Origin of the sequence: Kribbella koreensis (assembly GCF_039525325.1) — a bacterium.
GTDB lineage: Bacteria > Actinomycetota > Actinomycetes > Propionibacteriales > Kribbellaceae > Kribbella > Kribbella koreensis.
On sequence record NZ_BAAAHK010000020.1, the window covers coordinates 80,874 to 100,482 of the forward strand.

Consider the following 19,609-nt stretch of genomic DNA (forward strand, 5'->3'; position numbering starts at 1 on the left):
CTCACGGACCCTGCCCCGTCGCCCCCCGGGCGAGTTGAAAGACGAACTCCTGGTGAACATCCCGACAACCGGACCCCACCAGTGACCGACGTGACCCCCCACGTCTGGGCTGACCTTACACCGGGTAATCGCCACTCGCCTAGCTATCCGCCGGACGGCGTGCCTGGCTGCGCGGGCCGGTCCGTGGGTCGGCCGCGTGCCGCGCGATCGCATCGGTGTAGATCCTCTCCGTGGCCGCCAGGTCGCGCTCCGGAGTGAAGCGGTCGAGATAGACCTGGCGTGCTCGTTGGCCGAAGGCTATCGAAGTCGCGGGCTCGGTGAGCAACCCGAGGGCCTTTCGGAGCGCCTCCGTGTCGCCCGCGGCGACCAGCGCGCCGGTCTCGCCGTCGTCGACGAGCTCGGCCAGCGCCCCGATTCGGGACGCCACCACGGGTACTCCGTTGGCGAAGGCTTCGATCACCACGAGTCCGAACGTCTCATAGGACCGCGCCGGTACGACGACGGCGCGCGCGGACCGTAGTACCTCCATGCACTCGGCCCACGGCAGCGCGCCGAGCACCTGGACCGACGAGTCCCGGGCAGCCCGCTCGTCGGCCTCGGCCCGGAGCGGACCGTCGCCGATGACCTTCAACTCCCCCAGTGACGCGTCCCAGGCCTTCAGCAGATCGGCGAAGCCCTTCTCCTCGGTCAGCCGCCCCAGGAAGACGACGCCCTCCCCTGCCCCTTCCCGCACCGAGCCCTCATGGGGGACCGCATGGGGTTTCACCACGATCCGGTCGGCGTCGAACCCGCCGGCGACGTACCGGGACCGGACGAACTCCGACGGCGCGATCAGCGTGGTGACGTACCGCTGCCAGGTGTGGAGGGTGTTGTGCGCAGCGATCCCGGCGACGAGCGGCAGGCTCTGCACCTTGGAGTCGCGGTAGCAGCCGTGGACCGCACCACGCCACGGAAGCTTGCCGACGCAGGACTCGCAGGGGCCGCCGTCGCGCTGCAGCACCCCGTTGGCGCACATCAGCCGGAAGTTGTGCAGCGTGGCCACGATCGGCAGGTCCTGGCGGGCCGCGGCCCGCAGTACCGACGGGCTGAACAGCGGGAAGGTGTTGTGCACATGCACGATGTCCGGACGCGCCGATTGCAATCGGAATGTTAAATCGCGTTCGGCGGCGAATGACCATACGGAGCGGACCGGTAACAGCGCGCGATCTTTTCGGCTCATTTGCGCAATGTCGTCGCTGTGCTGCGCGTAAAGCTCAACATCATGTCCTGAACTACGCAAAAGATCAGCCGTTTGATCGACCACGGTGTTCTCGCCACTGGGTTGACCCGAACGGTAACGGTTGTGCAACATGGCGACCCGCATGACACCACCTTAAGTCTCGCGGTGGTGACAACTGGTACTTGACTGGCCGCACCTGGGGACGAACTACCGCGCGCCGAGACACCCGGAGGGTGCTTTGAGGTTGATTGGTTCGAGAAGGGTGTTGTTCGTCGCCCTTATCGCCGTGGCACTGGCTGTCGTTACAGTCGCCTACCCGGTTATCTCTCATCACAAGAACGCGGCATCGGCCGAGAAGTCACGCGACACGGCCCAGAACGGTCCGTCCGGCTCAGCAGTCCTCCCCTCGAAACACCCGACTGCGCAGCCGAGCAAGGCCCCTGGCACCGTCTCGAGCAAGCCCCCGACGGTGGCACCTCCGAAGAAGGTTGTGCCCAGCAACAAAAAGCCCGCGACCACCAAGCCGACGGCCGAGCCCACCACCGGGACGCCGCCGTCCAGGACCGAACCCGCCATCGGCGAGACCGACGCCGGCCCAGCCGTCGCCGGTCCCTGCAGCGGCGTACTGATCAAGCCCGGCCAGAACGCCCAGGCCGTGGTCAACTCGCAGCCCGCGGGCTCGACCGTCTGCTTCGCCTCCGGTCTGCACCGGATCAGCCAGACGATCCGCCCCAAGGCGAACATGACGATCGCCAGCTCCGCCCGCGCGGTCCTGACCGGCTCGGTGCCCCTCACCGGTTGGGCCAAGTCAGGCACTCGCTGGGTCAACCACGGTGCGCTTCCCTCGGCGTACGGGAAGGCCGGGCAGTGCGAGGACAACAAGGCGAACATCTGCTCGCTGCGTGAGCAGGTCTTCCTCGGCGGTACCCACCTGACGCGGGTCGCGTCGCTGGCCGGCGTCAAGGCCGGCACGTTCTACGCCGACTACGCCGCGAACGCGATCTACCTCGGCAGCAACCCGGCCGGCAAGCCGGTGGAGATGTCGAAGACGGCGACCGCGATCGAGTCGAACCAGCCCGGCGTCACCGTGCGGGGGCTGACCATCGAGCACTTCGCCAGCCCGGCCCAGGCCGGTGCGCTGGTCTCTGGCCCCAACTGGACCGTGAAGGCGAACGAGGTCCGCTGGAACAAGTCGGTCGGCCTGATGCTGGTGAAGGCGAACAACACCAAGGTCGAGCGCAACCTGGTACACCACAACGGCCAGCTCGGCGTGGGCCAGTACAACTCGCTCAAGGCCAACGTCACCCGCAACGTGATCACCTACAACAACACCGACGGCTTCTGGATCGCCGACTGGGAGTCCGGCGGGATGAAGTCGACCCGCTCGTCGGGCACGGTCAGCGCCAACCTGATCCGCTCCAACAAGGGCGTCGGGTTCTGGGCGGACGTCGCCGACGACGGCCGGGTGATCAGCTCGAACAAGATCACCGGCAACGCCGCCGACGGGATCCGGTTCGAGATCAGCCGCAACGGCGTGATCGAGAACAACACGATCACCGGCAACGGCTTCGGCACCGGCCGCGGCTCCGGTACGTCGCTGTGGGACGGCGGCGGCATCAACGTCAACACGTCGGCGAACGTGACGGTCCGGAACAACACCGTCTCCGGCAACGTCAACGGCGTCTCGATCCAGTCGCGGACCCGCGGCGACGGTCCCTGGGGCCGCTACCTGCTGCGCAACGTGCACGTCACCGGCAACACGATCGGGATGACCGGCGGCACCCAGGCGACCGGGATGGTGCAGAACTCCGGCGCCGAGGTCCCGGCCGGGCAGCTGACCTTCAGCGCCAACACCTACCTGCTGGACAAGCTGGCCGCGCAGCGGTTCAGCAAGTTCGGCACCAAGCTCACCGCCATCGGCTGGCGCAGCGCCGGCCTCGACACCGCAGGGAGCTTCTCGACGAGCTGAGCCGACGCGACACTCCCGAGCCCGATGCCCCGGGCAAGCATCACGGAGCGCAGTTTCGATGACAGAGCGCAATTGATGCACCCAGCAACAACGTGCCGATATCCACCTCGGCACGCCTGGGGCACCTGACTCGGAAGAATGCCGATTTCCCTGCGTACAGGGAGGCCTGGTCGGTATTGGGGGGCAGACGCAACCATTTGCGTATTGCCACGACTACCGCTAGTAGTAGTCTTCTGGGGAAGGCCGCACCAGGGGGGTGCAGAAATAGGTACCCAACCCCCGGAGGGTCGTCAGTGAAGAAGTCAGTGACCATCATCTGCGTCGCGGCAGCCGGTGCGGTCGCCTTGACGGGGATCGTGGCCGGGACGCGGACCAACATGGCGTCCGCGTTCGGCCAGGACAAGTCCGGTGTTCTGCCGGGCGACCGGCCGCACAAACCGTGGCCGCCCCGACATACCCCCAGCCCGACCGCCGGCGTGCCTACCACGCCCACCCCGACGCCCACGGCGACAGTTACCTCGGCCACGCCGACGGCGACGCCGACCACCACGAAGCCGACGTCGACACCGACGTCCACGCCGACCCAGCCGCCGACCACTCCGCTGCCACCTGGCGCCTTCCCGGCCGGCCCTTCGCTGGCCCCGGCGTGCAAGGGCACCACCATCGGTACCGATCAGAACGCGGCCGACGTCATCGACAAGGCCCCGACCGGTACCACGTTCTGCTTCTCGGCCGGGCTGCACCGGATCAACCGCACGCTGCAGCCGAAGGCGAACTCGACGCTGGCCAGCGACCAGGGCGCCGTGCTGACCGGGTCGATCCCGCTGACCAGCTGGACGGCGGACAACGGCGACTGGGTGACGCGCGGCGTGCTGCCACCGGCGTACGGGATGTCCGGGCAGTGTGAGGACAACGTCGCCAACATCTGCTACCTGCGCGAGCAGCTCTTCCTGAACGACAAGCACCTGACCCGGGTGAAGACCCGCGACAAGGTTGCGCCCGGCACCTTCTACGCCGACTACGCGGGCAACGCCGTCTACCTGGGCGACAACCCGGCCGGCAAGTCCGTGGAGATGTCCAGGACGCCGACCGCGATCCAGTCGGGCGGGACGAACGTCGCCGTCGTCGGGCTGACCGTCGAGCACTTCGCCTCGACGCCGCAGTCGGGCGCGGTCGTACTGGGCAACGGCTGGCGGGTGTACGCCAACGACATCCGCTGGAACCACGCGGTCGGCGCGATGCTCGTCAACGCGGACGGCGCGGTGCTGGACAAGAACCTGATCCGCAGCAACGGACAGCTCGGCATCGGCCAGTACAGCACCACCAACGGCCGGATCGTGGCCAACGAGGTGAGCGGCAACAACACCGACGGGTTCTGGATCGCCGACTGGGAGTCCGGTGGCATCAAGACCACCTGGTCGACCAACGGCGCCGTCACCGGCAACCTGATCAAGGACAACCGCGGCGTCGGGCTGTGGAGCGACGCCTACGACGACGGCCGGGTGTTCAGCGAGAACCAGATCATCGACAACGCGGCGGACGGGATCCGCTACGAGATCGGCCGCAACGGGGTGATCGCGGACAACGTGATCACCGGCAACGGCCTCGGCACCGGGCGCGGTTCGGGCCGGTCGCTGTGGGACGGCGGCGGGATCAACGTGAACACCTCGACGAACGTGGTGGTCCGCAACAACACGCTGCGCGACAACGTGAACGGCATCTCGATCCAGTCCCGGACCCGCGGCAACGGCCCGTGGGGCCTGAACGTGCTGCGCGACGTGACCGTCACCGGCAACAAGGTGACGATGCGCGGCGGCACCACCTCGACCGGCATGGTGCAGAACTCGGGCGCCGCGATCCCGACCGGTGAGGTCGTGCTCAAGTCCAACACCTACGTCCTGGACAGCCTGACGGCCGACCGCTTCCAGAAGTTCGGCCAGTGGTTCAGCGCCGCGGAATGGAAGGCCGCGGGCCTGGACACCGACAGCCAGTTCACCACCGGCTGACCCGATCGCCCGGCTGCTTCTCCCAGGGGTTGCCGGGCTACAGGTGGCGGCCGCCGCGGGCAGCATCTCGCGGCGGTCGCTCCCCTTCTATTTGGTGAGACTGCCGACCTGCTCGACCAGCAGCTCCCGAAACACCGAGTTCTCCCGAAGGTCGGCCCCGAAGATCGACTCGACCCCCAGCAACGCGTCGACGACAGCAGCCGGGGTGGCGCCGAGAGCGATGCCGCCGGCCCCGCCCGGAGCGCCCGCAGGACGGGCGAGCGAGGTGCCACCTCCGCGTGATCGGAGTCCCGGGGTGATGCCGGCGTCGGCGAGGGTTGCTTGGAGTTTGTTTGCTTGCGGGTCGTCGAGCTTCAGGGCGTTGCCGTTGGCATCTACTCCACCGGCGACATAGACCATCCAAGCGGCGACGGCGAGGCCGGCCAGCCTGGGCTCTGCGTTGGCGGCGAGGCGGTCGCGGATGGCTCCGAGCAGCCGGACGGGAAGCTTGACCGAACCGTCCATCGCCACCTGCGCCGTACGGTGCTTCAGCGCCGGATTCGCGAAGCGCTCCAGCACACTCTGCCCGTACGCCGTGAGGTCGAGCCCCTCCGGCGGCGTCAGCGTCGGGATCACATCCGCTGTCATCAGCTCATTGGCGAGCCCCGCCAACTGCTCGTCCCGCACAGCCTCGGCGATCGTCTCGTACCCCCGCAACGCCCCGAGATACGCGAGCATCGAGTGCGTCGCGTTGAGCATCCGCAGCTTCGCCTGCTCCCACGGCGCGACATCACCCGTGAGAATCGCCCCCGCCTTCTCCCACCCCGGTCGCGGCCCCGCGAAGTCGTCCTCGATCACCCACTGCAGAAACGGCTCCGCGACAACCACAGCCTCATCCCGCACCCCGAGCAGCCCCGCGGCCTCCTCCCGATCGGCATCGGTAGTAGCCGGCACAATCCGATCCACCATGCTCGCCGGAAACCTCGCGACCTCCAGCTCATCAATCAAGCTCTTTCCATCGGGTAATGCGGCGGCGTAGTCCTCCATCAGGCGGCGGAGGAACGGGCCGTTGGCCACCAGGTTGTCGCAGGACAGCACGGTCAGCGGTCCGGCTCCGGTCTGAGCACGCCGTACCAACCCAGCGGCCAACTGCCCGACCACAGTCCGCGGCGCCCGCCCGGCCAGGTCCGCCTGGATTTCCGGATCGGTGAGATCGAGCCCGCCTTGTACCGCCGCCCGGTACCCCTTCTCGGTGACCGTCAATGTCACCACCGACACCGCCGGGTCCGCGATCCGGGCAACCACCGCCTCCGGATCCTCCGGCGCGGTCAGCACCTCGCGAATGCTCCCGATCACCCGGATGCTGGGGTCACCCAACCCGCGCGTCAACACGGAGTACAGGCCGTCCTGCGGGGCGAGCTGCTCGCGGACGGCGGCCGACCGCTGACTGATCCCGCTGATCCCCCAGCCGGTCTCGCCGGTAAGGATCGCCGCCTCCTCGGTGAACACCGCCTGGTGCGCCCGATGGAACGCCCCCAACCCGAGATGGACTATCCCGATCTTGCTCGGCTCCACGACAGGCTGCAGCGCCGCAGGCAAGGTGGTCAGGCTGAGTCGGGCAGTCATGCAGATACCTCCGCTGTTCCGTTGGCTGCGTGCGCCCGGGTCTCCTCGAGCGTGGCGACATGGCCGGTACCTCCGAGTCCACTCACCGACAGCGAGGCGGCCGCCACCCCGAGCCGGACTGCCTCCTCCAACGCATCGCCGAGCGCAAGCCGCGCAGTCACTGTCCCGGCGAACGAGTCACCCGCACCCGTCTGGTCGACAACCACCGGCGCCGGGATCACCGGCACCTCCACGATGCGACCACCATCGTCCAGCAACACTCCATCGGCGCCACGAGTCAGGGCGACCGCGTCCACCCCGAGCCCTCTGATGGCAGCACAAGCCGCCACCGGGTCGGTAGCGTCGGTGACCAGCTGTGCCTCATGTGGCCAGCCGGGCGTGACCAGCCGCGTGTACTGCGCGAGCGCCCGCAGGTGATCCCCAGCACCGACAGCACTCACCAAGCGCGGTCGCCAGTTGGGGTCGTAGACGAAGCATCGCGAGGTGGACGCCGCAACCCGCACCGCCTTCGCCGACAGCGGGGAGATGGCACAAGCGATCCCACTCGCCAGCACTGCACCCACTTTGGCCACGAGGTCCAGTGGTACATCGCCCGGCCCCAGTCCAGAGCCCGCGCTCCCCCGCCGTACATAGGTGAACTCCCGCGCCCCCGACGGATCGGCATGCTGCAGATAGAGCCCATGCTGGCCGGCCACCCGCAACACCTGCGACGTATCGATGCCCAGAGCAACCACTCGCTCGAGCAGCCGATCGCCCAGCTCGTCGTCCGGCACCCGGGCGAGCAGCGCCGTGTGCGCCCCGGCCGCAGCAGCCGCGGCCGCCGAGTTGAGCGCGTCCCCGGAGAAGTTGAGGGTCAGCGCGGTCCCGGCGTCGAGCGGCTCGGTGGAGCTCAACTCCACCAGGATCTCGCCGATCACCAGTACGTCCGGGATCACCATGCGTGCACCGTTCCATCCTCCAGGCGGTTCACCGGCAAGTAGGCCGGGCGATACGGATAGGCGGCCGCGGCCTCTTCGTCGAGGTCCACGCCGAGCCCAGGCTGCTCACTGGGCTGCAGGTAGCCGTCCGCGAAGCTGTAGCTGTGCGGGAAGACCGCGTCGGTCTCCGCCGAGTGCGGCATGTACTCCTGCAGACCGAAGTTCGGGATGGAGATGTCGAGTTGCAGCGCCGCTGCCAGGCAGACCGGCGACAGATCGGTCGCGCCGTGCGAACCGCTGCGGACGTGATACAGCGCGGCCAGGTCGAAGATCCGGCGCAGGTGCGTGATGCCACCCGCGTGCACGACCGTCACCCGGATGAAGTCGATCAGCTGCTCCTGGATCAGCTGCTGGCAGTCCCAGATGCTGTTGAACACCTCGCCGACAGCGATCGGCGTCGTCGTGTGCTGCCGGATCAGCCGGAACCCTTCCTGCAGCTCCGCCCGCACCGGATCCTCGATCCAGTACGGCGCGTACGGCTCCAGGCTCTTGCCCAACCGTGCTGCCTCGATCGGAGTCAGCCGATGATGCACGTCGTGCAGCAGCCGCAGCGTCGGGCCGAACTCCGCCCGAACCGCCCGGAACACCGACGGAACATGATCCAGGTACTTCTCGGTCGACCACACACTCTCGGCCGGCAACGCCAGCGATGCGTTCGCGGGCTCGTACGTCGTACCAGCGGTGCCCACCCCATACGTCGAGGCGAGGCCGGGGACGCCGGTCTGGATCCGGACTGCCTTGTAACCGAGGTCGACGTAGCGGCTGACTTCCTTCAGCAGGTCCTCGGTCGTCTCCGCACCGGCGTGACCGTAGACCGTGACGCCGTCGCGGCTGCGACCGCCGAGCAGTTGGTAGACCGGAAGACCGGCCACCTTGCCCTTGATGTCCCACAACGCGGTGTCGACCGCGGCGATGGCCGACATCGTGATCGGGCCGCGCCGCCAGTACGCGCCCTGGTACAGGTACTGCCAGGTGTCCTCGATCCGTGCCGGGTCGCGCCCGATCAGCAACGGGATCACGTGATCGTTCAGGTACGACGCGACGGCGAGCTCACGGCCGTTGAGGGTGCCGTCGCCGATGCCGTACACGCCTTCGTCGGTCTCGAGCTTCAGCGTGACGAAGTTGCGTCCGGGGCTGGTGACGACGACCCGGGCGGCGGTGATCCTCATTCGGGCTCCTCCTTCACCCGGGCGACCAGTTGGGTCGGGTTCACGAAGCGCAGCGCGACGACGAGCAGCACCAGCATCATCGAGGTGTAGATGATCGCCATCGCGTCCACCGACTGCTGTGCGCGGATGCCGGCCGCGGACATCGAGTAGTAGAGCGCGACGACCAGCGTCTGCGAGTCGGGCCCGGCGGTGAGGAAGGTCAGCTCGAACATCCCGACCGTGCGGACGAGCACGAGGATCGCCGAGGCGAGCAGCCCGGGCACGAGCAGCGGCGTGAGGATCTTGAGGAAGATCGCGCGGGTGCCGGCGCCGAGCATCCGGGCGGCGCTCTCGATCCGGGGATCGACCTGCTCGATGAACGGGGTCATCGTCAGGATCACGAACGGCACCGAAGGCACCAGGTTCGCCAGCACGACGCCGGACAAGTGCCCGGCGAAGCCGAACTTGTAGAGGACCGTCGCGAGCGGGATGCCGTAGGTGATCGGCGGCATCAGGATCGGCAGCAGGAAGGTCAGGTAGACGAGTCGCTTGCCCGGGAAGTTCTGCCGGGCCAGCACGTACGCCGCCGGTGCCCCGATCAGAACGGACAAGACGACCACCAGCGCCGAGGCGATCAGCGTGACGGTGATGACATGCAACAGACCGAACTCGCGCCAGGCATCGCCGTACCAGTCGGTGGTGAAGCCGCTCGGCAGCCAGGTGTCGAACCACCGCCGCCCGAACGAGCTGACCAACACAGACCCGACAACACCGGCCAGGTTCACGAAGAAGAAGATCACAACGGCCCAGATCACCCAGGCAGTCGGCGTCCCCCGCAGAACCCGCCGTCGGGGCGAACCGCCCGGGGCCGGCTGGCCGGCGGGCGGCCGTCCAGAGGTCGTGGTTGCTGTGGTCATCCTTTGCCTCCGGTTGATCCGGTGTAGAGGCGGGCTCGCCAGACGAGGACGATCGCCACCACGACGAGCTCGACCGCGCCCATGATCATCGCGATCGCGGAGGCGTAGGAATAGTCGTACTGCTCGTAGGCCGCCTGGTATGCAGCGAGCGAGATCACCCGGGTGGAACCGGCCGGATTGCCGACCAGGACCGCCGAGGGGAAGACCGAGAACGCGAGCACGAAGGTCAGCAGGAAAGTCGTGGCCAGCCCCGGAGCCAGCAGCGGCAGCGTGATCCGGCGGAAGCGTTGCGACCGGGAGGCGCCCAGCGTCGCGGCCGCGCGCTCGAGCGTCGGGTCGATGCCGCTCAGGTAAGACAGCACGAGCAGGAACGCGAACGGGAACCCGGTGATGATGAGGCTGAAGAACACACCCCAGTAGTTGTTCGTCAACCGCACCGGGCCCTCGGTGAGGTGGAGGCCCATCAGCACCCGGTTGAACCAGCCGGTCGGGCCGAGGAAGTTCAGCAGGCCCTGGGCGGTCAGCACGGTGCCGAGGGTGATCGGCACGACGAGCAACGTCGTCATCAGCCGCTTGCCCCGGAACCGGCCACGCATCCGGAACGCGATCGGCACCGCGGCCAGCACGTTCAGCAGCGCGGCGGGCAGAGCGATCTTCAGCGTGGTGGCGATCGTGTCGCGCTGATAGGCGTCGCTGAAGAACTTGCTGTAGTTGGCCAGCACCCCGCCGCCGTTCATCGGCTGGAACGACAGGCTCAGGCCGTAGAGGAACGGGTAGATGAAGAGCACCAGCACGAAGACCGTTGCCGGCAGCAACAGCCAGAGCCTGCGATCGACACCCCGCTCGGCCAGCCGATGCCGCCAGTTCAGCGCTTGCCCCGAGCCCGCCAGTCCCGAGCCCGCCGGTCCGGAGCCCGCCGGCCCGGAGCCCGCCGGCCCTGAGTTCGCCGGCCCTGAGTTCGCCGGCCCCGAGTTCGCCGGCCCGGAGCTCGTCGTGGTGCTCATACCGCGAGGCCTGCCGTCGCCAGCTCGGCCGCTGGGCGGTCAGCCGGGTCTCCGGACGGGTACACCAGGAGCCGTCCGGGCGTGATCGTGATGGCGACCTGCTCACCCGGCTCGACCTTGCGATCGGTACGAGCATGCAGCCGGACACCATCCGGCAGAGCGACCTCGACGGCGAGCTCGCGGCCCTGGTACTCCACGACCTCGATCCGGCCCTTCAGCCCGGCGACATCCGCACTGCCCAACCGCACGTCCTCCGGCCGGACCGCGGCGACCACCTCGTCCCCGGCGTTCATCTCACCCTGGGCGACGCCGTTCACCGTCGTCTCGCCGAGTGGCACCGTGACGGCGTCGCCCTCGACCCGCGTGGCCGACACCGGCAGGAGATTCCGGTAGCCCATGAAGTCGGCGACGTGCCAGGTGGCCGGCTTGGTGTGGACCTCCTCGGGCGTGCCGATCTGCTGCACCCGGCCGAGCCGCATCACGACCAGGCGGTCGGCCATGCTGAGCGCCTCCTCCTGGTCGTGCGTGACATAGACCGTCGTCAGGCCCAGCGACTGATGCAGCCGGCGGATCTCGGTGCGCATCTCCAGCCGGAGCTTCGCATCGAGGTTGCTGAGCGGCTCGTCCATCAGCACCAGCGACGGCTCGAGTACGGTCGCACGCGCGATCGCCACTCGCTGCTGCTGGCCACCGGAGAGCTGGCCGGGCAGCTTGCTCGCGTGCTCCGCCAGCCGAACCATCTCGATCGCGGCCTCGGTCCGGCGGCGGACCTCGTCCTTCGGCAGCCGGCGCATCCGCAGGCCGAAGGCGATGTTGTCGCGGACCGTCAGGTGCGGGAAGAGCGCATAGTTCTGGAAGACCATGCCGAAGCCGCGCTTCTCCGGCGGCAGCGTGTCGATCCGCTGGTCGTCCTGCCAGATGCTGCCCGCGGTCAACGGCAGCAGCCCGGCCAGGCAGTTCAGCGCGGTCGATTTGCCGCACCCGGACGGCCCGAGCAGGGCGATGAACTCGCCCCGCTCGATGGTCAGGTCCAGGTCGGCGAGCGCATCCGCGGTACCGAACCTGCGGCCGACGCCCTCGAGCCTGAGCTGGTCGAATCCGCTCACGAGCTCTTCACCTTGCTGCCGCCGACCTCGCGGTCCCACTTGTCGAAGGCGGCAACCAGGCTCTTCGCGTCCAGCGGCACCTCGGTCGGGTTGTCCGCGATGAGCTTGTCGTACTCCGCCCGGCCGAAGTCCTTGATCGCGTCCTGGCTCTCCTGCGGTGCCTGCGAGAGCTCGACCCCCTTGATCGCCGGGCCGGGGTAGAAGTAGCCCTTGTCGTACGCCTTGGCCTGCTGCTCCGGGGTGAGCATGAACTGCAGGAGCTGCAGGATCGCCGCCTGCTTGTCGGTCGAGACACCCTTCGGCACGACGGCGTAGTGCGCGTCGGTGACCCAGTGGAAGCCCTTGAGCGTGGTGATCGCGGCTTCCTTCGGCACCGTGCCGAGCACCCGCGGGTTGATGTCCCAGCCGGTGGTGCTGACGATGATGTTCGACGAGCCGTTGGCCAGCGCCTTCATCGTGTCCGCGGTGCCCGACGGGTAGTAGTCGACGTACTGGTTGAGCTCCTTGAGGTACGCCCAGGTCTTGTCCCAGCCGTTGATCGGATCCTTCGGATCCTTGTCACCCAGGATGTAGGGCAGGCCCATCAGGAAGGTGCGGCCCGGTCCGGAGTTCGACGGTCGCGCATACATCACCTTGCCCTTGTTGGCCTTGGCGTAGGCGAGCAGCTCGTCCGCGTTCGCCGGCGGCTTCGCGACCTTGGCCGGCAGGTACTCGAGGAGCGGACCGGACGGGTAGTAGGTGACCGTGACGCCGCTGTTGCCCGCGAGCTCCTGCATCTTCTGCGCCGGTGGCAGGTAGTCCTTCATCCCTGGCAGCCGATCGGCGTACTTCGGGAGCAGCTCGTTCCACAAGCCTTGCTGGGTGCCGGCCGACAAGCCGTCGGTGCCGGTCAGCACCAGGTCGATGTCGACCCGGTTCGCGTTCTGCTGGGCCTTGATCTTGCCCGACAGCTCCGGGGCGGGAGCCTTGGAGTAGGTGACCTTCGAGATCACGTCGGAGTGCTGCTTGACGAACTCGTCGATCATGCCCTGTGTCAGCTGCAGGTCGCCGGCCACGTCGAGGATGTTGAGGCTGACTGCCTTGGCGGGCTTGTCCGGCACGTCGCCGGTGGTGTCGGCGGCAGGCTTGCCGGCGGTCGGGGCTCCACAGGCTGCCAGCACGGCGAGTGCGCCGGCGGCGGCGATTATCCGGTAGGGGCGCATCGGAATCTCCTCAGGATCAGGGTCGTGCGGGGTCGGAGGTCCGGTCGGCCGCGAGGCCGGTGGAGTCCCGCACCATCAGCTCGCCGTGCAACGTGCCCCGGGTGCCGATGATGGTGTCCGGATCGGGGTCGTCGATCATCGCCAGCAGCAGCTCGACGGCGATCTCACCCGCCCGCTGTTTGGGCAGCCGCACCGTGGTCAGCGCCGGCCGGGACATCCTGGACATGGCGATGTCGTCGATGCCGACCACGCTCAGGTCGTCGGGCACCGTGATCCCCCGTGCATGCAACCGGGCCAGCAGCCCGATCGCGACCAGGTCGTTGTAGGCCACGACCGCGGTCGCACCACTGGCGACCGCCTGGTCGGCCGCGGCCATCCCTCCCTCGTACGTCGGGGCGAAGTGGCCGACGTCGACCAGCTTCACCCCGTGGTCGTGCGCCGCGGCGTACAGACCGATGCTGCGGTGGGCGCTGGACCAGGACGTCTTCGGTCCGCCGACCCAGGCGATCTTGCGGTGCCCGAGCGCGACCAGGTGGGCGATCGCCTGCCGCATCCCGCCCTCGTTGTCGAAGGTGACGGCCGGGACGCCTTCGACCAGCCGGTTGACCAGGACGACGTTGGTGTCGGCCGCGATCGCGGCGAGCTCGTCCTCGTCTGCTCGTGGTGAGCACAGGATCAGCCCGTCGACCTGCTTGGCCAGCGCCAGCACGAGGCCCACCTCGGCCGCCGCGTCCTCGTCGGTGTCGGCCAGGAAGACCGCCACGTCGTGCATCCGGGCGCGAGCCTGGACACCCTTCACAACGCTCGGGAAGAACGGGTTGGCCAGGTCGGGGACGACCAGGCCGATATTGCCGGTACGGCCGGTGATCAGGCCTCGGGCGGCCTTGTTGGGCGCGTAGCCCAACTGCTCCGCCGCGGCCTGCACCCGGGCCCGGGTGGTCGCGTTCACCACACCGGGCATGGACAGCGCGCGGGAGACCGTCGACGCGGACACGCCCGCCAGCCGGGCGACGTCGCGAATGGTCGCTGCCATCTCCCACCTCCGGGGTCGTCGGGCCTGGTCGTGGAGCGAGTCTGCAACCGTTTGCAATCCTGTGTCAAGACGTCGTCAGCGAGCTGTGGACGACACGCTGGATTTCCTTTATTTGCTGGGCTTGTGTGACGCTGAGCGGGCTGCAATCCTTTTCAGCCGCCGTTGCAGCCCGACCCCACGGAGGACTCATGCCGAAGGCTCTGCAGCCTCATCCGGACCGCGCCCTGCCCGCCGGCGAGGCGCGCGACGTGGCCCGCCGGATCCACGCGTCCACGAAGGACCTGCCACTGCTCTGCTTCCACGGGCACGTCGACGCCGGGCTCTTCGCGACCGACGAGGCCTTCGGCGATCCGGCCGAGCTGCTGGTGGTGCCGGATCACTACGTCACCCGGATGCTGGTCTCCCAAGGCGTCTCCCCCGACCGGCTCGGGTTGCCGCGCCGCGACGGCGTTCGGACGGCGGAGCCGCGCGACATCTGGCGGGAGTTCTGCTCGCACTGGCAACTGTTCCTCGGCACCCCTAGCCGGTACTGGCTGGAGCACGAGTTCGCCGAGGTGCTCGGGTTGAAGGTCGCACCGTCGGCCGAGACCGCGGACGAGCTGTACGACGAGATCTCGGCCCGGCTGGCCGAGCCGGAGTTCCGGCCGCGCGCCTTGCTCGACCGCTTCAGGATCGAGGTCATCGCCACCACCGACGCCGCGACCGACGATCTGGCTCAGCACGCCAAGCTCGCCGCCGATCTCCCCGGCCGAGTCATTCCCACTTTCCGGCCGGACGCGGTCGTCCACGTCGACCGGCCGGGCTGGAGTGAGCTCGTGGTCGACCTCGGCGTACGGGCGGGCATCGACACTTCGTCGTATGCCGGATATCTGGAGGCACTGCGGCAACGGCGGCAGGCATTCCTTGCGGCCGGGGCGCTGGCGACGGATCACGGGCACTTGAGCGCGTCAGCCACACCGCTCGACGAGTCGGCGGCGGCGCGGATCTACGAGACGGCTTTGCGGGGCGAGGTGTCGACGGAGGATGCGGCCGCGTTCGCCGGACACATGTTGTTCCAGATGGCGGCGATGTCGGCCGAGGACGGGTTGGTGATGCAGCTGCATCCCGGCGTACTGCGCGATCACCACTCGGGGATCCATGGGACCTACGGGCCGGATCAGGGGCACGACATCCCGGTGGCGACTGAGTTCACGCGGTCGCTGCGGCCGGTGCTGGAGAAGTTCGGGCATGCCGAGGGGTTCCGGCTGGTCCTGTTCACGGTCGACGAGACGGCGTACTCGCGGGAGCTTGCGCCGATCGCCGGCGTCTACCCGTCGGTGCGACTGGGGGCACCCTGGTGGTTCCTCGACAGCCCTGACGGGATGCGGCGGTTCCGCGAGCTCGTCACCGAGACGGCCGGCTTCTACAACACCTCCGGCTTCGTCGACGACACCCGCGCCTTCCTCTCCATCCCCGCCCGGCACGACCTGTCCCGCCGGATCGACGCCGGCTACCTCGCCAACCTCGTCGTCGAACACCGGCTGGAGGAAGACGACGCCTTCCAACTGGCGCAGGACCTCGCCTACAACCTCGCCCGCAGCACCTACGTGCACTGACTCAACCTCGCCCACACCAAGCACCTCGGCATGCTCCTCGAGCACCTGCAATCGATGGTTGCGTATTCCTGGGTAGCTGATCTACTCTCGTGCAACCGATTGTTGCAGAAGAGGAGAGGTTGCCATGTCTGACTATTCGACGTCCTTCACGGTTCAGCAGTCAGCGGACGAGGTGTATGCCGCGATCCTGAACGTCGGCGCCTGGTGGACGGGTGAGATCGAGGGCCGGGCCGATGAGGTCGGTGGTGAGTTCGCCTACCGCCATCTCCCCCAGCACTACAGCCTGCAGCGCGTGGTGGAGCTCGAGCCCGGTCGCCGGGTGGCCTGGGAGGTCGTCGACAGCAAGCTGGCGTTCGTCTCCGAGCCGAGCGAGTGGACCGGCAGCCAGATCGTCTTCGACATCCTGCCGGGGACGGAGGCCAGCGGTGGCACAGACGTCGGCGGTGGCGAACACGAGGACACCCCCGACGGCGGTGCGGTTCGCGGACGGTCCATCGGCAGCGGGGCGGTTCGCGGGCGGTCTGTCGGTGGCCGGGCGGTTCAGGCGGGTGGTGTGGGTGCGGAGGTTCGGTTCACTCATCTTGGGCTGGTGCCGGAGGTTGAGTGCTTCGGGGCTTGTTCGACGGCTTGGCGGCACTACGTCAACGGGAGTCTGTACAGCTTGATCACTACGGGCGAAGGGCTGGCCGATCCGTGGTGAACCTATAGTTGGGCAACTTCTGGGGTCGGCTGTGTGGGGGAATTGATGGGACGCGGGTTCAGGTCGGCTGGCGGGGTTGTGCTGGCCGTCTTCTTGGTGGCTGGGTGCACGGACGACAAGGCGGCATCCCCGCCGCCGGATGAGCCGACGGTCGCGCTGCCGTCGGGTCCTCCCCCAGCGGCGAGCATCAAGCTCGGACCGACCGGGCCGGCGGCCGCGGCCAAGTGTGTCGGGGTCGCGATTCCGGCCGGCACGGATCCGCAGCAGGTGATCGACGCCCATCCGGATGGCGGCACGTTCTGCTTCGGCAAGGGACTGCACCGGATCACGCGAGCGATCCGGCCCGTGGACGGATCAACGCTGGCGAGCAGCGAAGGGGCCGTACTGACCGGGTCGGTGCAGCTGACTCGGTGGCTGCCCGAGGGTGGCCACTGGGTGGTGCGTGGCGCACTGCCTGCGCCGTACAAGTTGAAGGGGAAGTGCGAGGACGAGAAGGCTGATCCTTGCCAGCTTGCTGAGCAGGTGTTTGTGGATGGGGTGCATCTGACTCGGGTGATGAGCCTTGATCAGCTCACCAGCGGGACCTTCTACGGGGACTACCAGGCCAACGCGCTGTACCTGGCTGATGATCCGGCTGGGAAGGATGTCGAGATGTCGCGGACGCGGACGGCGGTCGAGGCGTCGGCGCGGGAGGTGACGGTCAGCGGGCTGACGATCGAGCACTTCGCGAGTCTGCCGCAGGGTGGGGCGCTGGAGGTTGGTACGGGGTGGAAGGTGGTTGCCAACGAGGTTCGCTGGAATCACGCGGTCGGGGTGATGGTGATCGAGGGCGATCGGGCGAGGGTCAGCGGTAATACCGTTGCCGACAACGGGCAGCTCGGGATCGGGCAGTACCACTCGGCCGATGTGAAGCTGACCGGGAATCTGGTGACTCGCAACAACACGGATGGCTTCTGGATCGCGGACTGGGAGTCGGGCGGGATCAAGTCGACGCGGTCGTCCGGTGAGGTGTCGGGCAACGACATCGTGGCGAACCGCGGGATCGGGATGTGGAGCGACATCGCGGAGTACGACCGGAAGATCGTCGGGAACCGGATTCGCGACAACGCGGCGGACGGGATCCGGTACGAGATCAGTTATCAGGCGGGGATCTCGGGGAATGTTGTCGAGGGCAACGGGTTCGGGACCGGGCGGGGGTCGGGGCCGAGTCTGTGGGACGGCGGCGGGATCAACGTGAACACGTCGGCCGGGGTCAGCGTGGTGGGGAATCTGATCAAGGACAACCGCAACGGGATCGCGATCCAGTCGCGGACGCGGGGTGATGGGCCGCGCGGGCAGTACGTGCTGAAGGACGTGCTGATCGAGGCGAACCAGGTCGTGATGGACGAGAAGACTGCCAGCACGGGTGTGGTGGAGAACAAGGAGTCGCCCGCTGCGGACGGTGCGATCCGGTTCAGCCGGAACAGCTACCGGATCGGCGGCCGGCAGGCGGAGCGGTTCGCCTATCGCGGCGAGACGATGACCTGGGAGCAGTGGCAAGCAGCCGGCTTCGACAAGGACAGCATCACCAGCTGAAGAGCGCCGCCCCGCCGTCAACGGCCGGGTGGCCGAGCCGACGGCGGGTGGTGGCCGACCGAGCCAGCCGCGGTGGGCGTGGCCGACCGAGCCAGCCGCGGTGGGCGTAGATGGCCGAGCCAGCCGTGGTGGGTGTGGGTGGCCGCGGTGGATGTGGGTGGCCGCGCCAGCCGCGGTGGGCGTGGGTGGCCGCGCCAGCCGCGGTGGGTGTAGATGGCTGAGGCAGCCGCGGTGGGTGGGTGGTGGTGGCTAGACCCAGCGCGGCTTTGGTGGTTTGGGTGGGGGTGGATGGGCTTTGGCTCTCATGCGGTCGGCGTCGCAGACTGCGGCTGCTACCAGGAGGTGCAGGGTCATGGAGCTCAGGTCGGAGAGGCCGCTCTCGTTGAGGGAGGCGACCGAGACGTAGCCGAGGAGCAGGGCGCCGCTGGCCTTCACGTACGGCGTGGGGGCCCGGAGGACCGAGATCCAGGCGACGATGAAGGCGATTCCGACGATGGTGACCGCCAGCAGGCCGGTCTCCCAGTAGAGGCTCAGCCAGCTGTTGTCGATCGCCATCACGTCGATGTCGCCCTCGCCGCGGCGCAGCAGGACGCGCTTGTTGCCGAGGCCGTGCCCGATGATGGCCGTCTGCAGCGACACCTCTTCGTCGATGACGTAGTGCCAGCTCGTGGTCCGGCCGCTCAGCGAGCTGATCTGCTTGGTCCCCTGCCCCCGCAACAACCAGTTGTGCAGCGTCGGGACCACCAGGAACGCCAAGCCCATCAAGGCCGGCACCGAGATCGAAGCGATCCGGGAGAACCAGGTCTTCCGGGTCAGGAACAACGCCAGCACCAGACCGACCGCGACCGCCGCGGCCGCCGTCCGCGTCCGGCTGGCGCCCACCAGGACGACGCCGAGGCCGATCAGCACGGTCGCCGGCACGAACGCCAGCTTGCGGGAGAAGAAGGCGACGATCGCCAGCCCGAGCAGAATCGCTCCGACCTCACCGACCCGCGGCGGCAGCATCGGGATCAGCACACCCTGCAGCCGATAGCCGCTACCGAAGGAAGTCAGCGGCCGCCAAGCCACAGTCGGCCGCCAGATCACACTGAGCACGACCGTGAGCGCCAGCAGCAGATGCGCGACCAGATGCGCACGGATCAATCGCTCCGGCACCCGGATCAGCGGCCGCCACAGCATCAGCAGCAGAACCAGACCGATCAGCAACCGGGCCAGCCGCAGCAGCGGACCGCCCGGATCGGCCAGCAGGAACGCCGTCGCCGTCGCGAAGAGCGCATAGACGACGTACATCGTGGTCGCCGGGCTCGAGCGAGTCCGGAACCCAGGCTTCGTCGCCGCCAGGCAGATCAGGAAGATCGCCCCGAGCAGCACGCCCTTCATCAAGCTGTTGGTCGACCCCGTCGACCCCTGCGGCGCGGCAGCACGAGAGGACCACGGCTGCACCCCGAGCACCAGCAGGCACCACATGGCGATCCAGAGCCAGCTCGCCTTCGTGCTGTCCGACTCTTCGATCGTCCCCGGCACGGGCGGTGCCGTCAGCGTCATCCCAGCAC

15 protein-coding genes are annotated in these 19,609 nt (G+C 68.3%); 5 read left to right on the top strand and 10 right to left on the bottom strand.

The window, feature by feature from the left end; genetic code table 11:
- Positions 1 to 139 precede the first annotated feature (139 nt).
- On the bottom strand, positions 140 to 1,363 hold the full coding sequence (locus ABD116_RS35510) for a glycosyltransferase family 4 protein (RefSeq protein WP_343980910.1): 1,224 nt from the start codon (positions 1,361 to 1,363) through the stop codon (positions 140 to 142).
- 346 nt (positions 1,364 to 1,709) lie between these two features.
- Here ABD116_RS35510 and ABD116_RS35515 point away from each other — a divergent pair, with 346 nt between their 5' ends.
- Both ABD116_RS35515 and ABD116_RS35520 read left to right on the top strand, forming a co-directional pair.
- A complete protein-coding gene (locus ABD116_RS35515) occupies positions 1,710 to 3,188 on the top strand; it encodes a right-handed parallel beta-helix repeat-containing protein (RefSeq protein ID WP_343980913.1) in 1,479 nt (492 codons plus the stop codon).
- Positions 3,189 to 3,481: 293 nt separating this feature from the next.
- Positions 3,482 to 5,194 (top strand): right-handed parallel beta-helix repeat-containing protein, encoded by a 1,713-nt coding sequence (locus ABD116_RS35520; RefSeq protein WP_343980917.1) that lies wholly within the window; start codon positions 3,482 to 3,484, stop codon positions 5,192 to 5,194.
- 87 nt (positions 5,195 to 5,281) lie between these two features.
- Here ABD116_RS35520 and ABD116_RS35525 read toward each other — a convergent pair whose 3' ends face one another.
- From ABD116_RS35525 to ABD116_RS35560, 8 genes are read right to left on the bottom strand one after another with little or no spacing between them, the layout of a single operon-like run.
- On the bottom strand, positions 5,282 to 6,799 hold the full coding sequence (locus tag ABD116_RS35525) for a mannitol dehydrogenase family protein (RefSeq protein ID WP_343980920.1): 1,518 nt from the start codon (positions 6,797 to 6,799) through the stop codon (positions 5,282 to 5,284).
- Positions 6,796 to 7,737 (bottom strand): sugar kinase, encoded by a 942-nt coding sequence (locus ABD116_RS35530; protein WP_343980923.1) that lies wholly within the window; start codon positions 7,735 to 7,737, stop codon positions 6,796 to 6,798. Before ABD116_RS35530 ends, ABD116_RS35525 begins: the two co-directional genes overlap by 4 nt.
- Positions 7,731 to 8,945 carry a D-mannonate dehydratase ManD gene (gene manD, locus ABD116_RS35535; RefSeq protein ID WP_343980925.1) on the bottom strand — a complete coding sequence of 405 codons (1,215 nt, stop codon included), beginning with the start codon at positions 8,943 to 8,945 and terminating at the stop codon, positions 7,731 to 7,733. The genes ABD116_RS35530 and manD overlap by 7 nt, the downstream gene beginning before the upstream one ends.
- Complete coding sequence (locus ABD116_RS35540; protein WP_343980928.1) at positions 8,942 to 9,841, bottom strand: ABC transporter permease; 900 nt, start codon at positions 9,839 to 9,841, stop codon at positions 8,942 to 8,944. The genes manD and ABD116_RS35540 overlap by 4 nt, the downstream gene beginning before the upstream one ends.
- Complete coding sequence (locus ABD116_RS35545; RefSeq protein WP_343980931.1) at positions 9,838 to 10,845, bottom strand: ABC transporter permease; 1,008 nt, start codon at positions 10,843 to 10,845, stop codon at positions 9,838 to 9,840. The genes ABD116_RS35540 and ABD116_RS35545 overlap by 4 nt, the downstream gene beginning before the upstream one ends.
- Positions 10,842 to 11,951, bottom strand: a complete 1,110-nt coding sequence (locus ABD116_RS35550; RefSeq protein WP_343980935.1) for an ABC transporter ATP-binding protein — start codon at positions 11,949 to 11,951, stop codon at positions 10,842 to 10,844. Before ABD116_RS35550 ends, ABD116_RS35545 begins: the two co-directional genes overlap by 4 nt.
- Positions 11,948 to 13,153 carry an ABC transporter substrate-binding protein gene (locus ABD116_RS35555; RefSeq protein WP_343980937.1) on the bottom strand — a complete coding sequence of 402 codons (1,206 nt, stop codon included), beginning with the start codon at positions 13,151 to 13,153 and terminating at the stop codon, positions 11,948 to 11,950. Before ABD116_RS35555 ends, ABD116_RS35550 begins: the two co-directional genes overlap by 4 nt.
- Positions 13,154 to 13,169: 16 nt before the next feature.
- On the bottom strand, positions 13,170 to 14,186 hold the full coding sequence (locus tag ABD116_RS35560) for a LacI family DNA-binding transcriptional regulator (protein WP_343980939.1): 1,017 nt from the start codon (positions 14,184 to 14,186) through the stop codon (positions 13,170 to 13,172).
- Between the two features lie 188 nt (positions 14,187 to 14,374).
- Between ABD116_RS35560 and uxaC the strand changes: the two genes are divergently transcribed.
- The 3 genes from uxaC to ABD116_RS35575 all read left to right on the top strand — a co-directional run bounded on the left by uxaC (position 14,375) and on the right by ABD116_RS35575 (position 18,056).
- Entirely contained in the window at positions 14,375 to 15,781 is a 1,407-nt protein-coding gene (gene uxaC / locus ABD116_RS35565) for a glucuronate isomerase (RefSeq protein WP_343980941.1), read from the top strand.
- 124 nt (positions 15,782 to 15,905) lie between these two features.
- A complete protein-coding gene (locus ABD116_RS35570; RefSeq protein ID WP_343980943.1) occupies positions 15,906 to 16,481 on the top strand; it encodes a hypothetical protein in 576 nt (191 codons plus the stop codon).
- A gap of 45 nt (positions 16,482 to 16,526) precedes the next feature.
- The gene (locus ABD116_RS35575; RefSeq protein WP_343980945.1) at positions 16,527 to 18,056 is read left to right on the top strand and encodes a right-handed parallel beta-helix repeat-containing protein; all 1,530 of its coding nucleotides are present in this window, start codon (positions 16,527 to 16,529) and stop codon (positions 18,054 to 18,056) included.
- A gap of 249 nt (positions 18,057 to 18,305) precedes the next feature.
- Here ABD116_RS35575 and ABD116_RS35580 read toward each other — a convergent pair whose 3' ends face one another.
- On the bottom strand, positions 18,306 to 19,601 hold the full coding sequence (locus ABD116_RS35580; protein WP_343980947.1) for an O-antigen ligase family protein: 1,296 nt from the start codon (positions 19,599 to 19,601) through the stop codon (positions 18,306 to 18,308).
- Positions 19,602 to 19,609 lie beyond the last annotated feature (8 nt).